The organism is Kroppenstedtia sanguinis (genome assembly GCF_050433445.1).
In the GTDB taxonomy this organism is placed as follows: domain Bacteria; phylum Bacillota; class Bacilli; order Thermoactinomycetales; family DSM-45169; genus Kroppenstedtia; species Kroppenstedtia sanguinis.
This window is the reverse complement of sequence record NZ_JBNPXF010000008.1, coordinates 1-19,310: the sequence shown is the minus strand read 5'-3', so window position 1 is coordinate 19,310 and position 19,310 is coordinate 1. Positions and strand designations below refer to the sequence as shown.

General features: G+C 48.6%; 14 protein-coding genes and 1 pseudogene. 12 read left to right on the top strand and 3 right to left on the bottom strand.

Annotated features, from left to right (window positions below):
• The first annotated feature begins 94 nt into the window (after positions 1-94).
• From JOD24_RS06540 to JOD24_RS06525, 4 genes and pseudogenes are all read left to right on the top strand, one after another.
• Positions 95-406, top strand: coding sequence for a hypothetical protein (locus JOD24_RS06540; protein ID WP_429246570.1), 312 nt, complete (start codon positions 95-97; stop codon positions 404-406).
• A gap of 20 nt (positions 407-426) precedes the next feature.
• Entirely contained in the window at positions 427-1,803 is a 1,377-nt protein-coding gene (rlmD, locus tag JOD24_RS06535; protein WP_429246569.1) for a 23S rRNA (uracil(1939)-C(5))-methyltransferase RlmD, read from the top strand.
• Positions 1,804-2,333: 530 nt separating this feature from the next.
• Complete coding sequence (locus tag JOD24_RS06530) at positions 2,334-2,975, top strand: class I SAM-dependent methyltransferase (protein WP_429246568.1); 642 nt, start codon at positions 2,334-2,336, stop codon at positions 2,973-2,975.
• A 403-nt stretch (positions 2,976-3,378) separates the two neighbouring features.
• Positions 3,379-3,506 (top strand): annotated as a pseudogene (locus tag JOD24_RS06525) (acetyltransferase); the annotation flags it as partial.
• A gap of 164 nt (positions 3,507-3,670) precedes the next feature.
• Here JOD24_RS06525 and JOD24_RS06520 read toward each other — a convergent pair.
• Positions 3,671-5,167: an aldehyde dehydrogenase family protein gene (locus JOD24_RS06520; RefSeq protein WP_429246567.1), complete on the bottom strand. Its 1,497-nt coding sequence runs from the start codon at positions 5,165-5,167 to the stop codon at positions 3,671-3,673.
• Between the two features lie 749 nt (positions 5,168-5,916).
• Here JOD24_RS06520 and JOD24_RS06515 point away from each other — a divergent pair.
• The 8 genes from JOD24_RS06515 (at position 5,917) to JOD24_RS06480 (ending at position 17,819) form a co-directional block, all read left to right on the top strand.
• A complete protein-coding gene (locus JOD24_RS06515; RefSeq protein ID WP_429246566.1) occupies positions 5,917-6,339 on the top strand; it encodes a MarR family winged helix-turn-helix transcriptional regulator in 423 nt (140 codons plus the stop codon).
• A gap of 59 nt (positions 6,340-6,398) precedes the next feature.
• Positions 6,399-7,445: an LLM class flavin-dependent oxidoreductase gene (locus tag JOD24_RS06510; protein ID WP_429246565.1), complete on the top strand. Its 1,047-nt coding sequence runs from the start codon at positions 6,399-6,401 to the stop codon at positions 7,443-7,445.
• Between the two features lie 471 nt (positions 7,446-7,916).
• Positions 7,917-8,372: a BREX-3 system P-loop-containing protein BrxF gene (gene brxF, locus JOD24_RS06505; protein ID WP_380165863.1), complete on the top strand. Its 456-nt coding sequence runs from the start codon at positions 7,917-7,919 to the stop codon at positions 8,370-8,372.
• 22 nt (positions 8,373-8,394) lie between these two features.
• Positions 8,395-12,132, top strand: a complete 3,738-nt coding sequence (locus JOD24_RS06500) for a DUF6079 family protein (protein ID WP_429246564.1) — start codon at positions 8,395-8,397, stop codon at positions 12,130-12,132.
• Positions 12,092-14,923, top strand: coding sequence for a DNA methyltransferase (locus tag JOD24_RS06495; protein WP_429246563.1), 2,832 nt, complete (start codon positions 12,092-12,094; stop codon positions 14,921-14,923). The genes JOD24_RS06500 and JOD24_RS06495 overlap by 41 nt, the downstream gene beginning before the upstream one ends.
• A 53-nt stretch (positions 14,924-14,976) precedes the next feature.
• Positions 14,977-16,935: a BREX-3 system phosphatase PglZ gene (gene pglZ / locus JOD24_RS06490; protein WP_429246562.1), complete on the top strand. Its 1,959-nt coding sequence runs from the start codon at positions 14,977-14,979 to the stop codon at positions 16,933-16,935.
• A gap of 13 nt (positions 16,936-16,948) precedes the next feature.
• Positions 16,949-17,656, top strand: coding sequence for a hypothetical protein (locus JOD24_RS06485; RefSeq protein ID WP_380146219.1), 708 nt, complete (start codon positions 16,949-16,951; stop codon positions 17,654-17,656).
• Between the two features lie 13 nt (positions 17,657-17,669).
• Positions 17,670-17,819 carry a hypothetical protein gene (locus JOD24_RS06480; protein WP_429246561.1) on the top strand — a complete coding sequence of 50 codons (150 nt, stop codon included), beginning with the start codon at positions 17,670-17,672 and terminating at the stop codon, positions 17,817-17,819.
• A gap of 271 nt (positions 17,820-18,090) precedes the next feature.
• Here JOD24_RS06480 and JOD24_RS06475 read toward each other — a convergent pair whose 3' ends face one another.
• Positions 18,091-18,885 carry a hypothetical protein gene (locus JOD24_RS06475; RefSeq protein ID WP_429246560.1) on the bottom strand — a complete coding sequence of 265 codons (795 nt, stop codon included), beginning with the start codon at positions 18,883-18,885 and terminating at the stop codon, positions 18,091-18,093.
• A gap of 107 nt (positions 18,886-18,992) precedes the next feature.
• Complete coding sequence (locus JOD24_RS06470; RefSeq protein WP_429246559.1) at positions 18,993-19,280, bottom strand: hypothetical protein; 288 nt, start codon at positions 19,278-19,280, stop codon at positions 18,993-18,995.
• Positions 19,281-19,310 lie beyond the last annotated feature (30 nt).

Here is a 19,310-nt window from a genome sequence, read left to right as displayed (position 1 = left end):
TTCCGTTTCTGGGGATTCTTGTCGGTGATCAGTTGGCAGCCCAAGTGGTGGGGAACACCTCTGTCCAATATATGTCCAGTATGGTGGGGACGCAGTGAATCAACAAGAAGACATTGCAACGAAGGAGTCTCTTATCGGTAGACGATCGACAAGATTGGGAACCGGCCATCAGAGTGAAGAAGAAGTGATCCACCTGAACATACTGAAACAACTTCTTCAGGGTCAGGCCACAGTGATAAAAAGAGTACCGGAGTTGATGGTGGACAAGACTTTGCTCCGCCTGGTAGCAGAAGTCGTATTATCAACTTTGTACGAAGAAAAGGAGAATCACCGATCCGGGGATGGGATCGGTGATTGGATGAACGGAGAACTGGAAACATTCCCCGGGAAATTTGCTGAAATCTGAATGAAGGAGTCGGAAAGATTATGTCGAAGCCAAAGCCCCCGGTCCAGCCGGGTGAACGGATCACACTTCCCATCACGGGTCAGAGTCATACCGGGGACGGGGTGGGAAAATACAAGGGGTTCACCGTCTTTGTTCCCCTGGCGATCGCCGGGGAGCAGGTGGCCGCCCGGGTGAGCCGGGTGAAGAAGAGCTACGCTCACGCGCAGTTGGAGGAGGTGCTCCAGGGTAGCTCCCACCGGGTGGCTCCTCCTTGCCCCGTCTTTGATCAGTGTGGGGGGTGCCAACTGCAACATATCGATTACCCAGCTCAGCTAGCATCCAAAGAACAGCAGGTGGTGGATGCTTTTACCCGGATCGGGGGGCTGGAGGCGGAGATCCTACCCATTCTCGGCATGAAAGAGCCCTGGAGCTATCGAAATAAAGCCCAGGTTCCCTTCGGGGGAAGGAAAGGGAAGATCCAGGCTGGCTTCTACGCCGCTGGTTCCCATCAGATCATCCCCTTGGATCACTGTTTGATCCAACAGCCGGACAATGACCGTACGATCCAGCAGGTGATCGAGTCAGTCCGGGAATTGGACATCCCTCCCTATGACGAGGAAAAACACCGGGGATGTCTGCGCCATGTCATGGTCCGGACTGGAATTCACACCCAAGAGGTCATGGTGGTCCTGGTCACCCACGGGTCGGAGCTTCCCCACCGCAAGCAACTGGTGGCCCATTTGCGAGAGCGGATTCCGGGATTGGTCTCCCTGATACAAAATATCCAATCTCACCGAACCAATGTCGTCCTGGGCAAAGAGAGCCGGGTCCTATGGGGAGAGCCGGTGATCCATGACCGGATCGGTCACGTCCGTTTTGCCATCTCGCCCCATTCCTTTTTCCAGGTGAACCCGGTGCAGACCGAGGTGCTTTACGAACAAGTGCGGCGCATGGCGGCTCTGACAGGTAAAGAGACCGTGATCGATGCCTACTGCGGCATCGGTACCATCGGCCTTTATCTCGCCAAAGATGCCGCCCAGGTACTGGGTGTCGAATCGGTTCCCCAGGCGGTGGAAGATGCCCGCCATAATGCGGAGTTGAACGGAATTGACCATGCTAGATTTGAAGCGGGTCCCGCCGAGGAAGTGCTGCCCCGTTGGGCGCGGGAAGGCCTTCGGGCCGATGTGGTCATCGTCGATCCCCCTCGCAAAGGCTGCGCCCCCGAACTCCTGGATGCCATAGTGAACCTGTCCCCGGACCGCCTCGTCTACGTCTCCTGCAACCCCGCCACCCTGGCGAGGGATGCCGCATACCTGAAAGAACGTGGCTACACCAGTCGCCAGGTCCAACCCGTCGACATGTTCCCCCACACCAGCCATGTGGAGACGGTAGTATTGATATCGAGGATAAAAGAGTGAGTGTGAAAAAAGCCCAGTAGATAAGCCGTTTTCGGGGCTTGATGGCGAGGTTGTGTGAGCAGGTTGGATGAAGGTGTGGAACAGGCAGTTTTGTGATGATAAACAGGAATTTGTCGGGCAGCTCTGAACTGCGGATTATTTATTGAGGGGAGAATGTAATATGAGCAATCAAAATATTTATGATAACCAAGACTTTTTTAACGGTTATTATTCGTTACGGAGCAGTAATGATAACTACAACCAGGGCTGTTGATTAACCAGAAAATGGGCGGCGGAAGGGAGTCGTGTGTTACCAAAGCGACCTTTGCCATCCTACCCAGCGGAGAATCTGGAGAGAGGGCGTTTAGGGGCAACATCTTCCCTGTGTTGCTTCCGTAAGGCTTTGCCCCTGCCCGATGGTCAGATTTGGAGCGGCCAGTTTTCACTTCCTTGCCGGATGGCAACCGGAGCGTGGTAGAACACGATCTCCCCATCCGAAATATGGCTAATCAACACGCCTGAACTACAACGATTTATTGGAACAACCTGCAATGGCGGATATGTTGCCAGATTTGACAGGTAAAAAAGTTTTAGATTTAGGTTGCGGTTATGGTCATAATTGCCTTGATTTTATACGAAATGGTGCAGACCGAGTTGTTGGGCTAGATATATCAGAAAAAATGCTTGAAGTCGCAAGAAAGGAGTCCAATGATGTAAAGATTGAATATATCAATATAAGCATGACTAATATACCATCAATCATTGAAAGATTTGATTTTGTTTACAGTTCCCTTTCGTTTCATTATATAGAGGATTTTCCAAAACTTATAAAGGAAATTTATGGTTTGTTAAATCCCGGTGGTTATTTGCTGTATTCACAGGATCACCCTATTATCACAGCTACGATTGGTGAGAAAGGACATTTCAATCGAGATGAAAACGGGAACTGCGTATCATATACTTTCTCAAATTACAATCAAGCCGGGAGACGTGAAATCCATTGGTATGTTGACGGAGTTATAAAATATCATCGTCCAATGGGGGAATTGTTGACTACTATTGCAAAAGCGGGTTTTATACTAGAAGAAGTTTGTGAACCGACGCCAAAAGATTGGGCGGTTCACAAACTGCCAAGTATAACAAAGGAATTTTTAAAACCTTGTTTTTTGATTGTAAAAGCAAAAAGGCAATAGAGGATTATAGGTATAATGCGTAGTTGCTAAATTCCAGTTTAACTAGTAGTTCAATGATTATTCTTCGAAGAAGAGGGCTTGCCCCAAGCAATACGGTCTCAACCCCAACGCCGCTGATCCAAAAGAGGAAATCAAGAGCATATGTTGTTACATCAAAAATGTTGTCACCCGGCCGAATACTACTTTAGGCCAGGAGTGTTGATTAGCCCTATTTTAGGCAGGAAATAGGGTCGGGATGGTGGGACGGTGAAGAGCCTTTTCGCTCTTTGCAAGAGATCGTAGCCGTCCCACCATCCGCGTCCCCTCAAGCGATATTTTGTGAGAGGGAAACGGGAAGAGCGAAAGGGTCGTTTCGTTCCTATCATCCGCTTTATGGTTAATCAATAGCCCTGTTTGTCGTGGTTACACCTATTATGACGATGTCAATGGCGCGGAGCGGTTTGAGGAAAATGTCACGCACCACTATAATTTTTGGGCGAACAAGCTCATCTCATCATCGGGAAATTCTGCGCCATCGCCAAGGGTTTGAAATCTCGTCCCGACCGACTCAGAAAGCACTAAATCACAACGCTCCTAGAGAGTGTGGGAACATAATAGAATTATGAGGTTTGAAAAGGTGCTATTAAAAATAGTGCCTATTTTAGATGTTCAAGTCTTGGCCGTGTTGACTAAGGAAACGCCTCCTCTCTGATCATTCAGGAACAGAGAGGAGGCGTTTTTTCCTTGCCAAATTTGAATATTAAAATTGAAATAGACGCGGTTCTTGCTGGACGGAAATCCATTGAGTGGTCGTAAATTCGTTGAGTCCCTTCTCCACCATAACGACCGTACCCAGAATCCTTGACACCTCCGAAGGGAATGTTGGGTTCATCGTTGACGGTTTGGTCGTTGATGTGAACGATTCCCGATTCGATCTGTTGGGCAAGGCGCACGCCTTGTTCTATGGAGGAAGTAAAGATGGAAGTGCTTAGTCCATACGGGGTGTCATTGGCGATTCGCAAGGCTTCCTCATCGCTCTCCACAGGGATCAGACAGGCGACAGGACCGAAGATTTCATTTTGCACGATTTCCATCTCTGAAGTGACATCTGTGAGGACAAAAGGCTCAATGAAGTTATCGTAGATTTTTCCTTCCAAGGCTAATTGGGCCCCGGCATCCACACTTTTGTCGATCAGGGGGCGGATTCTTTCGGCGGCTCGATGGTTGATCATGGGACCGATAAATGTATCCGGATCGTCGGGATTGCCCACCTTCAAATTTTTGACCTGATTCACGAAGAGTTCGACAAATTCGCCGTAGAGATTTTTATGTACCAGGAGGCGATTGATTGACATACAGATTTGTCCTTGATGCAGATATTTTCCGAAGATGGCGGCCTGAACGGCTTGATGGACATTTGCATCTTCCAATACCAAGAAAGGATTGTTTCCTCCCAACTCCAGATGGGATTTTTTCAAGTGCTTGCCGCACAGTTGTGCAATATGGCGGCCAGTGTGGGTTGAACCGGTGAAAGAGATGAGGCGGGGGACGGGGTGTTCGACAAAAGCGTCTCCGATCTCTTCGACTTCGGCTGTGATCACATTGAACAACCCTTTGGGAAGGCCGGCATCCTCAAACAGCTTGGCCAAAAAAAGTCCGCCGGAAATGTAGGTCTGGGAATCGGGTTTCAGTACGACTCCATTGCCTGTGGAAAGGGAGGTAGCCACTGCTCTCAAGGAAAGGATAAAGGGAAAATTGAAGGGGCTAATGATCCCGATGACTCCGATCGGTTTTCGGTAGACTCGATTCTCCTTTCCGTTGACAAAGGAGGGATGGATGGTGGTCTCCATTTTAAAAGGGTTCCTAGCAGCCATTTTTAGCATAGTAAAAGCGGATTTAGCCTCGATATTCGCCTTGATGCGTGTGCTTCCGGTTTCAGCGATGAGGATCTCGATTAGTTCCTCTGCACGTTCAACCATGAGTTCCGCCGCTTTTTCCATCACTGCCGCCCAATTGTAGGCGGAAGTCTGCTCCCACTCCTTTTGAACCCGGGCTGCAGCTTGGTAAGCTGTGTCGAGATCTTCAGCAGTAGCCAGGCGGATTTCTGAGATCGGTTGCTGGGTGAAAGGATTAATATTTTGGTACAAAGATTGGCTATTGCCGTCCCGCCAGCTGCCATCGATGTATGACTTGTTCCAGTGTTGAAGGTCCATTTGGATCTCCTCCGTATTCATCTGATAAATCATTCTATTTGAATCATACATAAAACTAGTTTGAAAATCCAGATCGTTTTGGAAGAGAGCGAGTGATATGACAAATAGATGTATCGCTATCCTCTATTTTGCTCCGATAGGCTCCTTTTACCAACTAGAAGCGTTGTGATTACCTGGGTTTGCAGAGGGTCGGGATTCGGTTTCACATGACCTTTTCGTTGTTCTACCGATCCCAAATCGCTCCATGTGAAACCCAACTCTGCATAGCATGGGGGAACGAAGCGATCCTAGGCACGACTAGTGTCTTGTGGGTATGACGACTTTTTCAAAAGTCTTCTAGAACAAATTAGTATGATAAATAATTTGTGCCCCATTATCTATTTGTTTTGTGTTGACATCAGGCGTGTTGATTAGCCCTATTTTAGGAAGGAAATCAGGTCGGGATGGTGGGGCGGTGAATAGCCTTTGCACCCATAGGGCACAAGTCTCGCCAGGGTCGCTTTCCGCTCCCGGGTCTCGCTATGCGTTCTTTGCAAGAGATCGTAGCCCTCCCACCATCCCCGTCCCCTCAAGCCATATTTTACGATGGAGCAATGGGTGGAGCGAGAGGGCCGTTTCGTTCCCATCATCCACTTTATGGTTCATCAATAGCCCTGAGTCGACATAATTATAATTTCGTATCGATTATTTGACTGAGATAAATGCACGACATATACTTAGGGTGCTAAATAAATGAAGGTGGAAGACATATGGTGAATAGCGAAATTCGGGTGCTTCTTAGTAAAATCTGTTCGCAAACACGACGTAATTACTCCGGGTTATTGCATGAATTTAACCTCCATGTAGGTCAAGAACACGCGCTTTGTCAGCTGTGGATGGAAGAAGGCATCACCCAGCTGGAGTTGAGCCAGCGCATGGGGTGTGAACCTTCTACCTTAACCAATATGTTAAAAAAACTTGAGAACTATGGTTTGATTTATCGTCAGCGGGATGATGTAGATGGGAGAGTGAGTCGAGTTTATTTAACTCCCGAAGGTCGCGCTTTACAACGACCGATTCAGGAAATCTGGAGAAGGGAGCAAGAGAAGCTGTTGACGGGGATCTTGCCTGAAGAACGCTTGTTGTTGCGTCGGCTATTGCAACAGATGCTTGAAAATATATCGGATCGTTAGACCCTAGGGTTCCAAACGAATTTTCTAAAATGAAGGATAATGAAAGGGATGAGTTTTCTATGGGTAAAGATCAAGCAAGTGGGGATTTGCAATTATCCATATTAGATCTAGCAACTATGTACAACGGGGAATCAGCGATTCAAACATTACAAAATTCTACAGAGCTTGTGCAGTTAGCGGATCGACTGGGCTATACTCGCTACTGGTTTGCTGAACATCACAATACCAAGTACCAGATGAGTACCTCCCCTGATTTGTTAAGCGCTCATGCCGCGGCAGTTTCGAAAAACATTCGTATAGGATCTGGCGGGATCATGTTGCCGAATCACAGTCCACTGAAGGTAGCAGAGAACTTTTCCATACTTGAAGCCTTACATCCCGGACGTATTGATCTAGGAATTGGACGGGCGCCGGGCACGGATGGTTTGACTGCATTGGCATTAAGACGGTCACGGGAAGCAGTGACTACGTATGATTTTCCAGAGCAATTAGACGAATTGCTTTCCTTCTTTCTACATCAATTTTCCAATGACCATCCGTTCAAAAATATTACTCCTTCACCGGATCCCAGTTTGACACCGGATATCTATATGCTCGGATCCAGTAATGGGGGGATGCAATTTGCTTCCTATTACGGACTGGGCTTTGTCTTTGCAGCCCACATCTCTCCCGAGTTAGCGATCCCGATGCTACGAGCTTATCGTGAAAACTTTCAACCCTCTTCTTTCATGCCGGAACCGAAAAGCATACTGGCCATCATCGTTGTAACCGCAGAGACAGAGAAAGAAGCAACGTATTTGGCTGGACCCGCAGAATTACAATGGGTCCGATGGGGAACCGGTCAATTTCAACTGGCCCCTCCCACACTGGAGGAAGCGAGTGCCCATGTTTATACCGCCCAAGAGAAAGCCGTGAGACAGGAAAATGAAGGTCGCTTTGTGATCGGCAGTGTGGAAAATGTAGAGAAGCGATTGAGGCAACTCGCACAAGATGCGAAGGTGGATGAAATTATGATACTAAATATGCTGACGGAAAAAACCACTCGGCATAAATCCTATGAACTGTTGGCAGAGGCTTTTGATCTCTCTCCTTCAAACATCCAGTGACCGAAGCTCTTGAGCAGTTACGTCGGTTGAATACAGATTGCATCAAGCCCGGTTCCCACGGTTGTCGCCTAGGGGCTGGTTTTTTTGTGTTCCCCTTCATCGGTTTGTAGAAGTCTCTGGTTGTTGAGGACCAGGAGGGGGATGATCAGCTTGATGAAAGTAGAATTCTCATGAACAACCTGAAGGGAAATCTTCCGAAACCTGTTCCATTTTTGGCAACCCTTTTTTGATATGCTGATTATGGGTTTAGAAAAGGGGGTGACTATTCCAGAATACATTTTTCCTTGATACAATAGATCTTACAGTCATTTTTTTACCGTATCGATAAAACAGGATCATATAGGTGAGTGTCCTGGTTTTGAATCCGAAGTGTGGTGGATTTCCTCTTTCTGATTTAGCGGATAGTTACGGAACAGGTTACTGAAGGCAGTGATCTTTCATTTTTATATGACGAATGGGTGAGGTGGGTAGATGGTTTCCTCATTGGTTCAACTGCGTGAAAAAATGGATCAAGTCCGTTCCCAACGTCACCGACTTATCTTTCTGGTTCTAACAGAGGAGAAGAAGCAATCATTGGTAGAATTTCTGAAACCATTGGATATTGTACATATGAACCTCAGTTTACTTTTGAGTGAACGCTTGAAAGAAGAGCCTATCAATAAAAGGCCGTTAAAAGTGGGACGGATGGTCAATGAAATTGTTTATCAAATTAAGAACGAAGCCATCTGTTTTGACCGAATCGAGCTAGTTTTTCATCCAGATTTGCAACAGGACCCCTTACGTTTGTTTGAGAACGTCAGTGGAAATAAAACCATTCTTGTCTGTTGGCCAGGGGAATATGATGGAAGCGCGTTGAGCTATGCGCAACCTGGTCATCCGGAATATATAAAAGTACCCTTTCCCCAAGCCTTCGTTTTACAGATATAGAGTTATGGGAGTGTGAGAATGGATGAAGTACCGGGATTTAGTTCACTTTGAACCGATTGAATCTGTCATTCAGTTGACCGATGCTAATGAACAGAAGGTTGCTTATCAACTGTTAGATACCTATGTGATCTCCGATCGGATGGCGGAACTTTTAGATGAATTGGTGATTGAACAGTTGCAGATGGACCGCTATGCGGATAACAAGGGCTTGTTGATCGTCGGTAACTATGGGACAGGTAAATCCCATCTAATGAGTGTGATTTCCACAGTCGCCGAATTAGAAGGGGCCAGTGCTCATCTGACTAACCCGCGGGTTGCTCAAAAGGCGAAGGAAATCGAAGGCAAGTTTAAAGTGATTCGAATGGAAATAGGTTCGTCGAAGATGTCTCTACGCGATATCATCTGCATCGAACTGGAAGAAGGCATGGAAAAGATGGGGATCGATTATCAGTTCCCATCCGCCGATCAGGTACGTAACAATAAGAACAACTTGATGGAGATGATGGCCGCTTTTCATGAAGAGTATCCGGACCAGGGACTCTTGTTGGTTATCGACGAGCTCTTGGATTATCTTCGTAGTCGCAAAGAGCAGGAATTGTCCCTGGACTTGGGCTTTCTGCGTGAAGTTGGGGAAATTTGCGGAAAAACTCGCTTCCGGCTCATCGCGGGTGTGCAGGAGATGCTCTTCGACAATCCGAAGTTTCATTTTGTCGCGGAGCAGCTGCGCCGGGTGAAGGAGCGTTTTGAACAGGTCAACATCGTCCGTGAAGATATCGCCTATGTGGTCTCCCGGCGTCTTCTGAAAAAGGACGAGAAGCAGAAGGCCCTGATCCGGGAGCACCTGCAGAAATTTACGCCCCTGTATCACAAGCTGAGCGAAGAGCTGGAGAAATATGTATCACTTTTTCCCATCCATCCAGCCTATCTGTCCACCTTTGAAAAAGTGACTGTGGCGGAAAAACGAGTCATTCTAAAGACGATCAGCAATGAAATGAAAAAGGTGATGGACCAAGAGGTACCCAGTGAGCAGCCTGGTGTTATCTCTTATGACAGCTACTGGCCTTACATTGAAAATGATGCCTCACTCAAAAGCAACGCAGATATCAAAGAGGTGATGAATAAGGCCAAAATTCTGCAGGATCGGATCGAGCATGCTTTTACCCGGCCGATGTATCGTCCGTTAGCGATGCGGATTATCCGTGCTTTGGCTGTGTTTCGCTTGACTACCGATGATATCTATTCACCGGTGGGAGTCACACCCGAGGAGCTCCGAGATGAGCTATTCCTCCACACCGAAGTGCTGGATGATAAGGACCCTTCTGGTTTTCTCAGAGGGGATATCGAGGTGGTGCTGAAAGAGATTCTAAAAACTGTCAGCTGGCAATATATCTCCACCAACGAAGCAAATGGTCAATACTATCTGGATATCAAGAAGGACATCGCCGTTGATGATCTGATCGAGCAGAAATCGGAGACTCTTTCTAATGACCAGCTGGATAGATACTATTTTGAGTTACTCGCAGAGGTGACGGAAAACTCCAAGACCTCCTATACTTCCGGCTATCGAATCTGGTTGCACGAACTCCCATGGTACGACCGGAAGGTAACACGTCAGGGATACTTGTTTTTTGGTGCCCCCAACGAACGTTCCACCGCTCAGCCGGAGCGGGATTTCTATGTCTACTTTTTGCAACCCTTTGATCCTCCCAAGTTCAAAGATGAAGAGAAGCCCGATGAAGTCTTCTTCCAGTTCGTCGACCGAGATGAGAAATTTATGCACTGGTTGAAGCTTTACGCCGGGGCGGAAGAGATGAAAGCGACAGCGGCCAGCAGCACCCGCAGACTTTATGAGGAAAAAGCCAATGGATATCGGAAACAGCTCGTGGAGTGGTTCCGTCAGCACATGCCCACCGCTTTCAATATCACTTACAGAGGGGTTACCAAGAAGCTGGCGGAATGGAGTGTCTTCGCTCATGCCTATGCGACAGTTCGTGAAATCATCGATGAAGCAGCCGGGGATTGTTTGAAGACTTGGTTTGCGGAAAAATATCCGGAATACCCCTCCTTCAGTAAGCTGAGTCTCCCGATGACCAAAGAAAGTCTGCCTGGCTACGCAGTAGATGCAATCAAGGATATAGCTTCACCCAAGACCAAAAACGGCACTGCCATCCTGTCGGGTTTGGTACTTTTGGGAAAGGATCAGAAACTGAAGGTTCGTGGGTCGGGCTTTGCGGATTGGGTGCTTGAGAAACTGGAGGCCAAGGGATCGGGCCAAGTGGTAAACCACTCCGAATTAATTGAAACGGTGCAAACCGTCCAGGGTACAGAAGACAACATTCAGTGGACAGTGGAACGTAAGCTGGAGCCGGAGCTCTTCGCTGTGGTGCTTGCCGCCCTGGTATATAGCGGGGAGATTGTAATCGCCATCGAGGGTACTAACTATGATGCCATGAAGTGGGACGAGCTGATCCGGTTGCCTCTCAAGCAGTTTATACAATTCAGCCATATCAGTAAATCCGGTGAACTGCCCCTGCGGGAATTGGAAGCTTTGTTTGAAATGCTGGATGTGAATCGGGCCTTGCTCAAAGCGAACGCCCTGGAGCAAGGGATCGGTCAGATGGTGAGCACGGCGGCTCGATGGACCCAAGAAGCGGCCATCGCCTTGAAGGACATCCGGACCGGAATCCCCACCTGGGAGGAAAACCTGCTTTCTGATGCCGAGATTCAGCAGCTCCGTAACCAGCTGGAAGAGTTGAAAAAGTTCCTGGAAAGTATCCAGGTGTATCAGACGCCAGCGAAACTGCGGAAATTCAAATACTCGCTGGAAGAGATTGAAGCCCGGCGGGAAGATTTGCAAGCCATGAAACGGCTCCAACAGTTGCAACAGAAAACCCAGGAATGGACTCGTTCTGCCCAGTACTTGGTTACCGCTCAGAATCAGTTACTCTCCGACCATCCTTGGCAGAAAAAAGTGGACAATGCCCTGCAAGACTTACTGCAGACTCTCAAAAAAGGGGAGGCAGGTGGCACTGAACAGCAGCGGCTCCAGGAGTTGAAAGCGGAGTATCAGAACATTTACCTGACCCTTCATAATCAATCTCGGCTGAATGCCACCCAGCACAACCAACAACAAGCACTGCTCCAAGATCAACGTCTGGATGCTTTGAAACAGTTGTCTGCCATCGATCTGTTGCCTTTCTCTGCCCTGGACCAGTGGTACAAGCAATTGAAGTCCTTCAAGTCCTGTTGGAGTTTGACCCAAGATCAGCTGGAAAGCCAGCCGATCTGCCCCCACTGCCAATTTCGTCCCAAGGAGGAACCTCGGGTCTCAGACATCCACTTGGATGAGATGGAGGAGCACCTGCAAATCCTGCTAGAGGAGTGGACGGAGATTCTCGTCTCCAATCTGAGCGACTCCGAAGTAAAGAAAAATATCGAACTGTTGCGGGGGTCACAACAACAGCCCATCCTTCGCTTGCTTGAGGAGAAGGAATGGATCTTTCCCATCGAGGAGAAGATGATTCAGGCAATCCGAGAACTTCTCCAAGGAATTAAACGGGTGGAAATCTCTATCGAGCAGGTGAAGGCAATGATGGGCGACGGCAGTCCCCTCACCATCGATGAACTGCGGAATCGCTTTGAACGGATGCTGCAGGAACAGGTCGGTTCTCAACCTGGTTCAAATGTGCGGATTATGTTGAAAGAAGAGGAGGCACACCATGAGCGAAAAGACCCAACAGCTGTCCTTGATGGTCGGTGAAGAGAAGCAGACCGATCAGCCGGTGACTTGTCTGGGACAGATATTTGACAGCGAAGAAGCCCGGCGGGCTCATTTCACGGAAGAGCTACGCAAAAAACTGCCGGAACTGAGAGAGATGGAAGGGTTTCCGATGGGCGAGGATGAGGATATTCTCGCCCTGTCGGACCCACCTTACTATACGGCCTGCCCCAATCCCTTCATCCCGGAGATCATGAAGGAATGGGAGGAGGAGCGAAAAGCGAAGGGGGGAGAGGCGGCCGGAGAGTACCAACGGGAGCCCTTCGCCGCCGACGTCACGGAGGGAAAAAACGACCCCATTTACAACGCCCACTCCTATCACACCAAGGTCCCCCACAAAGCGATCATGCGCTATATCTTGCACTACACTGAACCGGGGGATGTGGTCTTTGACGGCTTCGCCGGAACCGGCATGACCGGCGTTGCCGCTCAACTCTGCGGGGACCGGTCCGCAATGGAGAGCCTGGGCTACCAGGTCCGGGAGGACGGCACCATCCTGGACGAAACCGGCAAGCCCTTCTCCAAACTGGGGGCACGGAAGGCGATCCTAAACGACCTCTCTCCCGCCGCCACCTTTATCGCCTACAACTACAACACCCCAGTGGACGCTGAAGCCTTTAAGAGGGAAGCGGAACGCATCCTGGATGAAGTGGAGCAGGAATGCGGATGGATGTATGAGACCCGCCATATGATCGATGGCGTACCGCAGGTGGACGAGGATGGTAAACCGGTGATCGGACAGATCAACTATACAGTGTGGAGCGATGTGTTTGTCTGTCCTGAGTGTACGGAGGAGATTGTGTTTTGGGAAGCAGCGGTGGATCAAGAGGAGGGAAAGGTGAAGAAGGAGTTCCCTTGCCCTGGCTGCGGTGCGGAGTTGAATAAGCGAAAAGTGGAGCGTGCCTGGGCCACCCACTATGACGCAGCCATCGGGGAGACGATTCGCCAGGCGAAGCAAGTTCCGGTATTGATCAACTACCGGGTAGGAAAGAAGCGGTTTGAGAAAAGGCCGGATGACTGGGATTTGGAGCTGATCAAGAAGATCGAGGAGAGTGAGATACCTTATTGGTATCCGAAAGATCGTATGGTAGAAGGTGAGGAATCACGGCGTAACGATAGAACTGGTATTACTCATGTGCATCATTTTTACAGTAAACGGGCCCTAATGACTTTATCCAAAGCTTATCATTTGGTTTTTCATAGTAAATACCCAATCCGTTCCTATTTACTTTATACCGTGCAACAAGCAGTTTTGGGGATGGCAAAGATTTCACGATATGCTCCAACTCATTTCTCGCAGGTTAATAGATATTTAAGTGGAACACTATATATTGGTTCACAGATTGTAGATGTTTCCCTTAAATACATTCTTCGAGGAAAGATTAATAGGTTAACAAAACTCCTTGAATCAAACCTTTTCCCACAGGGACAAGCATTGGTTGAGACCAATAGCTTGTCCAACTGTGGTATCGACTCTCACTCAATTGATTATATCTTTATTGATCCACCTTTTGGTGCCAATATCATGTACTCTGAGCTCAATTTCCTGTGGGAGTCTTGGCTAAAAGTCTTTACCAACAATAAACCGGAAGCCATTGAAAACAAGAGCCAAGGCAAAACATTGGATGATTACCGGAAGCTCATGACCGATTGTTTCCGTGAAGCCTACCGGGTCCTCAAGCCCGGCCGTTGGATGACCGTGGAGTTTTCCAATTCCCAAGCCAGTGTCTGGAACACGATTCAGCTCGCCTTACAGGAAGCGGGTTTCATTGTCGCTCATGTCGCCGCTCTGGATAAAAAGCAGGGCAGTTTTAAAGCCGTCACCACCTCCGTCGCTGTCAAACAGGATCTGGTCATCTCCGCCTACAAACCGACGGAAGAGATGGCGCAAACCCTGCAACAGACTGCTGGGACGGAACGGTCGGTCTGGGAATTCGTTAAGGGACACTTGGCCCAGAAGGCCCCCTTCCTCGGCAAAAAAGGAGAGGTACAGATCGACATGGAGCGCACTCCCCGTGTCCTCTTCGACCGGATGGTGGCTTATCATGTGCAGCGGGGGTATCCGGTGCCGTTATCCTCAGGGGAGTTTCAAGCGGAAGTGGCCCAACGCTTTCCCATGCGGGACGGGATGGTTTTCCTGGACAACCAAGTGGCCGAGTATGATAAACAGCGCATCCTCGCCAAAGCCTTTGTTCAGATGAACCTGTTTGTTTCTGACGAGAACAGCGCCATCGAATGGCTGCGCCAGCAGTTAATGAAGAAGCCCCAGACCCGGCAGGATCTGCACCCTTACTTTACCAAGGAGATCCAGTACCTCGCCAAACATGAGATCTTACCAGAATTGGATGATCTGCTGGAGCAGAATTTCCTCCGTTATCTCGGGGAAGGCCCGGTGCCCAGCCAGATCCACACGTACTTGAGCAAAAACTACAGTGATCTGCGCAACCGGGACAAGGAGGATCCGGAATTGATTGCCAAGGCGAAGGAGCGTTGGTATGTTCCGGATCCCAATAAACAGGCAGACTTGGAGAAACTGCGGGAGAAGTCTCTGCTACGGGAGTTTAACCGTTATGTGGAGGAGTTGGAGGGGAGCCGCAAGAAGCTGAGGCAGTTCCGCACGGAAGCGATCCGCGCCGGATTTGAGAAAGCCTGGGATGAGAAGGATTATGAGCGGATCGTGAAGGTGGGGGAACGCCTCCCGGAAAAAGTGTTGCAGGAGGAGGAAAAGCTACTTCGCTACTTCGACCACGCCCAGATTCGCCTCGGGATCTAGACGGAAGCGCGCCTATTAGGAGAGAAACCACGGGAAAGACAGGTGAGAGAGAAATGAGTAGCTGGCGCGATCGGATTCTCCAACATTTCGACGAACCGCTTCTGCGCTTATATTTGGTTTCCGACCCGGATGATCTACTGTTGGACGAGGAAATTTTGATCCAACTTCAGATTCGGGGGTTGACTCTGATCCCCTATGAAGATCCAGTCACTTTTCGCTATCAGTATGAATCCTCTTGTCGAGAGCGGTTGCAGAATCTCTCCTCCCACATTCTTCTCCGGGTGAAAGAGGACTCCGTGGATCATTTGCCTTATGACTTGCTGAAGGCGGGAGATCGTGTCGATCTCCGCCTTTCTTCTCTTTTTCCCCGATTTTCTGCCAACATTTTGAGTGAACTAGACGCAGGGCAACTAGATCGGTTGCATGTGATTGATGAAGAATACACAGGGCCTCCTTCTGATTCTGCCACTTGTGACTTCATCATGCGCAAGGTGTTGAAGGTTCCCTATGATACCATTGACAACCCCGTCGATTTGATGAAACATCTCTTTGTCAAACATAGTCAGGGGATTCGGTATCCAAAGGTTCTTGAACAGTTTTTGCTTAGGAATCTTCGTCTTCGTCCCGAATTGGAGCGTCTCCCTCTGGAGGAGATTGTTCCTTCTTCCCGTGCCTTTTTTGACTATATTCAAGGCGAATGGTCTGCTTGTCTAAAAAAATGGTCCGTAGAGGAGGAGCAGGGGAAGGAGGCTTTGCCACCTGAGCAACAATATGGTTTCGAGATGGAGATGTTTTGCCATCCGGAGGTTTGGCCCTTTGTGGAACACCTGTTTATGGAAGGGAAATTGTCACGGGTGAAGGGAATCGTTGCGGATCGTCTGCCGGAATGGACTCATGTCGGAATCCATATCGATTCGGTGGCTGAAGAAAAACAGGGGCTGAACCACCTGCTTGAAAGGTTGGAGGGGGAGGATGTCCGGTCTGACCATAAGGGATGGTCCCACCGGGCCATGCTATTCGGAAGGTTGAAGCATCTTCGGCTAAAGCTGTTATCGGAGCTGGACGATGAGACCAATCGGAGGATCGCCACCTTGGAAAAAAAGTTGGATACCGCTTTTGCCGATTGGATGTTCCAAGGGTATCAGGCGTTACCCAATCTCCCCCATCTTCCCGTTCCGGTGATGGTGCACCATATTCCCCATTATCTTGACTATCAACGAAGATCGAAGGTAGCTCTCTTAGTAGTGGACGGGATGAGTTTTGTGCAGTGGAATCAGATTCGGGAGGCATTGGAGTCGGAGTTCCATATGGAAGAGCGAGGTGTGTTCGCTTGGGTACCTACAATTACCTCCATATCTAGACAAGCGATCTTTACCGGAGAGCCGCCTTTGCTGTTCTCCCAAACGTTATCCACTACTCGAAAGGAATTATCCGCCTGGAAGCTCTTCTGGGAAAACCATCAGGTTTCCAGGATGAGGGTGAGTTATGAAAAAGGGTTGGGTCTGGGAATGTACGATTCGACTCGTATCCAGGCGTTACAGAAAGGTCAGACGCTGATCGCTGGTTTGGTCGTAGATACCATCGACCGTTTGATGCATGGGGCGATCCAGGGGCAGAAGGGGATCTATGAGGAAATCGACCTTTGGCTGAAAAGGGGATATTTGAAAGCTTTGATTCACGATCTTTTGGCGAGGGGTTTCGATTTGTTTCTCACGTCGGATCACGGGAATGAGGAGAGCTGTGGCATCGGCCGCATTTCCGAAGGGGTTCTTGCCCACAGTCGTGGTGAACGTGTTAGAATATACAGCGACGAGTCACTGCGTGATCGTGCGGCACAAGTACATCCCTCCTATGCATGGCCGGGATTTGGCCTTCCTCAAGGCAGTTTTGCTCTGCTGGCTCGAGGTGGGGAAGCCTTTATTCCTGAAAAAGAAATGGCTGTAAGCCATGGGGGGATTAGTTTGGAAGAGGTGATCGTGCCCTTTGTTCACGTGACTCGCAAATCGGAATAACGAGGGAAAAACTGTGAAAAAAGCCGTGGGTTTTGATCAAAAGATCATGTTGCGCCATTTGGATTATACAGCCGAAGAGTTGAAAAGAACCCGTCCAAAAGAGATGTATGAGAAGCTAGACTCCTTTTTGGCGGCAGACATACAGGGAACAAAATCCCGGAAAAATTCGGTGACGATCCTGATGAAAATCTGGGGTCTCGTCGAGGAGGATCATCGGGATCTTCAGCAGAAAGGACTGGAGATGATCCAGTCCATATTGCCGGAAGAACGGTTGGTTCTCCATTATGGGATGACGGCATTGGCATTCCCTCTATTTCGGGATCTGGTCAACGAGATGGGAAGCGGATTTCGGCTGCAAGATGGAATAGCCAGCCACCAGATTCGACGCAAGATTAAAGCATTGTACGGGGACCGCAGGCACGTGGAAGTGGCGACGGAGGCGGTGTTAACCAGTTTGCGCTCCTGGGGGGTCATCGAGACCAACACAAAGTGGATTAACACCATTTCACGTAAGCACGAGGTTCGTACTCCCGAATTGAAGTGTTGGCTTGCAAAAGTGCTACTCCATGCTTGTGAACAGGATTACATGCCACTTGACATGCTGAACGATCATCCAATCTTCTTTCCCTTCGATTATTCGATAACGATTTCGGATTTGGGAGGGGAGGAGTTTCAGGTAATTCGGCAAGGGGTGGATATGGTGATGGTGGGATGTCGATGATGGGAGTTGATCAGTGTTTTCGGGGGGAAAGAGAGCCGAAGTCACCATCCAAGTGGAAATCCAAGCCCAGATCCCCGACGGTGCTCCCGAAGATGTGGTTCGAACCGTCAAGGAAAATAGCCGGACATTGAAATTTAGGGAATGTGAGTTTGAAGAGGATTGACGAAAAAAAATTTAAACCCATCTCATTTAGAGATGGGCTTTTCTATACAAATCACTAAAGTGTACATAAAAACAATTCTATTTAGTACAGTCTTCCGTAGCATGTGATTTTTGAACAAGTATGATCGTCTCTGGGGGACTGAGCTACTCCGGCTGTTCAATTTCAACAACCATACCTCTCAACAAGTGAATAATATCCATTTGGTCTGGAACTGGGCCAATTGGAACAAGAGTTTGGCGAAAGGACTCTGATCCCTGTTCATCCCCAACTACTAAGATCCTTCCCCTTTATACAATGCAACCCCTTTTTCCCGACAAAACTGATCCACATCTTCCTCAAAAGTGCACAGAAATTCCCGAGTGTTTACCTTGCTTCGAGTCAGTTCCCGGTCATAGAAGCGAACCCGGACCTTGCCATCCGCCATCTCCTGTACCGCATCTTCCTCCAGACGATCCAGCAAATAATCGATCACCCATTCCGTAGGCACATGGGTTTCAAACTCCTCCACCAACCGGGCCACTTCGTCCCTCGTCTCTGACATATAGAGCGTATGTTCCACTCGTTCATACAGCGGACGGGGACGATACAGATAGGCAGGATGACCCATGAAAGCGGTTCGATCATGATTCACCATCCACAGCTCTTGTATCGCAGGAAGACTGGCTACTTCCGTGAATACTTCCAACAGCGATTGGGTTCTTCGTTCGTTCACAGCGGGATCGTCCGTTTGAAAATATTTCAGATCGTCATATTCTTCGACTCTCAGCATTCCATCATTAACATACAACCGGTTCACATAAATTTCTTCTGTCACGGTGGGATTGAAGAATGTAACATTATACAATTCATAACGATCCCGATCACTCAAAACCTCATCTCTGACCTTGTCGATGGAATCGATATCTTCCATTCCCTCATCATAGTCAAATGCTGCTCCTTCCAAAAGCCGTGCCATCCCCCAGTGTTTCATCAGGATTTCAGTCACATCCAACCCGACCTGCATATAATCTTCCTTCAAATAGGAACCCCAGTAGGAAAACATCAGCCATCTTTCGATCTCTACCATTACCCTTTCCCACCCCAATCAATGCGGCGATATTTCACTGTGATGCTAAAACGGAAGCCCCTGCTGTTGATGGCCAGGGCTTCTTCATGTTTGATATGCTTTTCAAATCAGATGCTTTCCCTTTTCCAACTTTCACTTCTTACATTAGGATTAAAGAACGTAACATCGAATAATTCGTAGCGCTCCCGATCACTTAAAACTTCTTTTCGAACGGTATCGAAGGAACCGACATCTTTCAAACCCTCATCATAGCTAAATAAAGCTCCCCTTAGCCATTCCACCTGACCCCAGTGTTTCATAAGTGTTTCCGTCACATCCAACCCAATCTGCATATAATCTTCCTTCAAATAGGAACCCCAAAAGGAATACATCAGCCATCTCTCGATTTCTTCCATAGCTTTTACCCTCCCCAATCAATCCGGCGA

What these genes read in the sequence shown, in the direction of transcription:
- JOD24_RS06475 (WP_429246560.1), bottom strand. Translation starts at nt 18,885, where the DNA reads ATGGTAGAGATCGAAAGATGGCTGATGTTTTCCTACTGGGGTTCCTAT.
- JOD24_RS06500 (WP_429246564.1), top strand. Translation starts at nt 8,395, where the DNA reads ATGAAGTACCGGGATTTAGTTCACTTTGAACCGATTGAATCTGTCATT.
- brxF (WP_380165863.1), top strand. Translation starts at nt 7,917, where the DNA reads ATGGTTTCCTCATTGGTTCAACTGCGTGAAAAAATGGATCAAGTCCGT.
- JOD24_RS06510 (WP_429246565.1), top strand. Translation starts at nt 6,399, where the DNA reads ATGGGTAAAGATCAAGCAAGTGGGGATTTGCAATTATCCATATTAGAT.
- JOD24_RS06495 (WP_429246563.1), top strand. Translation starts at nt 12,092, where the DNA reads ATGAGCGAAAAGACCCAACAGCTGTCCTTGATGGTCGGTGAAGAGAAG.
- JOD24_RS06470 (WP_429246559.1), bottom strand. Translation starts at nt 19,280, where the DNA reads ATGGAAGAAATCGAGAGATGGCTGATGTATTCCTTTTGGGGTTCCTAT.
- pglZ (WP_429246562.1), top strand. Translation starts at nt 14,977, where the DNA reads ATGAGTAGCTGGCGCGATCGGATTCTCCAACATTTCGACGAACCGCTT.
- JOD24_RS06520 (WP_429246567.1), bottom strand. Translation starts at nt 5,167, where the DNA reads ATGGACCTTCAACACTGGAACAAGTCATACATCGATGGCAGCTGGCGG.
- JOD24_RS06530 (WP_429246568.1), top strand. Translation starts at nt 2,334, where the DNA reads ATGGCGGATATGTTGCCAGATTTGACAGGTAAAAAAGTTTTAGATTTA.
- rlmD (WP_429246569.1), top strand. Translation starts at nt 427, where the DNA reads ATGTCGAAGCCAAAGCCCCCGGTCCAGCCGGGTGAACGGATCACACTT.
- JOD24_RS06515 (WP_429246566.1), top strand. Translation starts at nt 5,917, where the DNA reads ATGGTGAATAGCGAAATTCGGGTGCTTCTTAGTAAAATCTGTTCGCAA.